The sequence below is a fragment of the Ligilactobacillus sp. genome (assembly GCF_036846325.1).
Classification (GTDB): domain Bacteria; phylum Bacillota; class Bacilli; order Lactobacillales; family Lactobacillaceae; genus Ligilactobacillus.
The window spans coordinates 1-2928 of the sequence record NZ_DAIUCE010000152.1 but is presented as its reverse complement, the minus strand read 5'-3'; the positions used below and the strand labels follow the sequence as shown (position 1 = coordinate 2928).

Genomic DNA, 2928 nt, shown 5'->3' with positions numbered 1-2928 from the left:
GGTTGATTACGAACGGGCACTTCAGGTCGTCCAGAATGGCTGCGGCCTTTTCAAGCGTTTCTCCGTCGTAGTTCGACAGCCCGGCGTAGAGTGCCTTGCCCGACTGAACCGCACTGGCAAGGGCGCCCATTGTCTCTTCAAGCGGCGTTTCGGGATCCATCCTGTGGTGGTAGAAGATGTCGACATAATCGAGCCGCATCCGCTTCAGGCTCTGGTCAAGGCTTGACAGCAGGTACTTCCTGCTGCCCCAGTTTCCGTAAGGCCCCTCCCACATGTCGTAGCCGGCCTTGGTGCTGATGAGCAGCTCGTCCCTGTACGGTCTCAGCTCCTCATCGAGGATTCTGCCGAAGTTCTTCTCCGCACTCCCGTACGCCGGTCCGTAGTTGTTGGCAAGGTCGAAGTGGACGATGCCGTTGTCAAATGCAGTGAAGATCAGCTGCTTCATGTTGTCAAAGACGCCAGTGTCACCAAAGTTGTGCCAGAGTCCAAGTGACATCTTCGGCATCTTCAGTCCGCTCCTCCCGCATCTTGCGTACTGCATCCTCTCATATCTGTCCTTTGCTGGTATGTACATGAAAATTACCTCGCTTTCGTTGTTTCCCTCTTGATTCTAACATCTTTCCGCTAGTTTGTGAAAGCGATTGCGGCTGGTATGGGCCGGACTTTCGAAAGAAGAACATTGCATTTCGCAGCAGATCATTCTTATAAGAATGAAATTGATTTATTGGTATATGCGGCGAAAAGGGCTGCGGGAGCATCCTGATACTTGACGTGAAAATCAGGGGATAATCTTCGGCGCACCATTGTATCATATTATATATACAAATCCAGTTTTATTTCACATAAAATTAATTTTATTGGTGTAATTTTAATCTTTCTCTGATATAATCAAGATATGTTAATCGGTCATGGGGAATTTGACGGACGGATTGAAGAATAGGGATAAGGTATGTTCAGGGGGTAGGACAAGGATGTTGAATTGCAGGACTGAAGTAGATGCTGAAGCGCTGAAGGCATTGAAGAAGGTGACTCTTTACAGGAGCCGTAACGCAAAGATTGCACTGGCGACCGGAACAGGGGTCATGACTCTTGATCTGGCAGCTATTGCGCGCAACATGCAGTCGGGAACAATCATGGTACTGTCAGTTCTGTGCGCAGTTGCCTTCATCGTGACGATCATGAGTCTCTCGGGGATGATCTTTGACATCAGAACAAGAACGGCGGACAGGCAGCTGACTTCGGGATACCGTGTGTATCACATCGATGAGACGGGCATCGGATACGAATCGCAGGTCGGCACAGGTCATGATGACTGGAGCGCATACAGGGAGTGGGGCAGGTGTGGTCACTACTTCTGGCTGAAGAACATTGCACATCAGTTCGTTTTGATTGATGCCGGGAATCTGCGCGGTGATGAACCCGAAAGACTGAGAATGCTGCTTGAGGACAAGTTGGGAAGGGGACTTATGATTATGGGATTCAGGGAAAAACTGGCGGCGCTTGCCGGCAGAGGCAGAAAATACGACTGGTTTGCGGTCGGAGTTGCATGCAGCTTCAAATGCGACCGTGAAAATGCGGCAGACGTCAGCGGCGACCTCAGGGGAACTCTTCGTGCCGGTGATGATGTGCGTGTAAGCATTATGCACGATGACAGGGAGACTGAGGTTCTCACGGCGTTCGTTACGGAAATCAAGTCGCTGGACGGGAAGAAGACCTTAAAGGAAGCAACCGATCAGCGGATTTCGTTCACGCTTGCCGGAATTTCTCCGGACAGAATTGTCAGCGGAGCGGTCATCCATTCAAGGAACGTCTCGCAGGAGACTGTCTGGGACCAGCATTGCAGAGGACTTAGTGACAACTGCATTCTGGTCAGGAGAATGAATCTTGATTCCGGAACGGTCAGACAGATGTCCGTGTCTGACTGCTGCCAGGTCTGGTTCATGTTCCGGCAGTACATAAAGGAAGTGGAGCCTGAGGAAACTGAACAGGATGCAGAGGAGAACCGGCAGAAGGTGTCGGTGCTGGTCGATGCCATCACAGCCAGGCTGTTCAACCTTGACTACATCTACTGTCTGTTCAGCAACATGACCGGAGAGCCTGCCATGTTCTCCAGGACACTTCTCAGCAATGGAAACTACAACGTCACGCCGCCGGATATCTGGATCTTCACCGAGCCGCACTTCAGGCAGATGTCAGGCTCTTATCCGGCTGACAGGTTTGAGATGAAAAGAATCGAGAATGGTCCGGAGGGGGAAGGCATCAGGCATTTTCTTGAGGAATGCGTTCTCCTTAACGGAGCCTGCGGAATCAGAATCAACTGTTCGGACACGGTGCTTGACCAGTCAGTCCTGGTTGAATCTCCCGACTACACCGGTGTTCCGGAAGAGAAGGTTACGGTCACCAATCCCGATGTTGAACGCTGGATTCTAATGCTCGGTCAGATGGGGAGACCGGAAACGGACGATGAGCAGACGGTCTGCAGTCTGTATTTCACATTCATGGCAAAGGCAATGGCCGGTGCACGTCTGCTTGTTCCGGTAACCGGTCAGGAGACGTTCAATGTTGATGAAAACGGAATGCTGAAGAAGGATGCGACGCTCGGTTTACCGACGATGAAGGGAAAGACGGAGGAACGCGAAGCAGTCCGGATGTATACCGACTGGAAGAGACTCAGGGCCGGGATGGGTGAAGGCAGCTGGAACGGCCTTGTGCAGACGGTCGGTGCCATGATTGACGTTTTTGACTGTGCAGTCAACGTGACGGAGAATACTGCGGCCGGATGCTACATTGACAGGGAAATGTTTTCTGACATCATAAAAATTGCCGAAGGACGCTGAAGGAGGCATCAGTTCTTTTTCAGCTGCGGTGATAAAGTAAGGAAGATCAAGTTGTCATCCGCTGCAATTGCATATCTAAGGTTTTAATGCC

Annotated in this window: 2 protein-coding genes; one reads left to right on the top strand and one right to left on the bottom strand. The window is 51.1% G+C overall.

What is annotated here, in order from left to right; translation table 11 throughout:
• Positions 1–574 (bottom strand): aldo/keto reductase (locus tag V7Z60_RS09575; protein ID WP_334117587.1); only part of this gene is annotated, 574 nt, incomplete at its 3' end.
• A gap of 397 nt (positions 575–971) precedes the next feature.
• On the opposite strand from V7Z60_RS09575, the gene V7Z60_RS09570 reads away from it, so the two are divergent.
• Positions 972–2837, top strand: a complete 1866-nt coding sequence (locus tag V7Z60_RS09570) for a hypothetical protein (protein WP_334117586.1) — start codon at positions 972–974, stop codon at positions 2835–2837.
• Positions 2838–2928 lie beyond the last annotated feature (91 nt).

Coding starts and splice junctions, on each gene's coding strand:
- V7Z60_RS09570 (WP_334117586.1), top strand. CDS start 972: ATGTTGAATTGCAGGACTGAAGTAGATGCTGAAGCGCTGAAGGCATTG.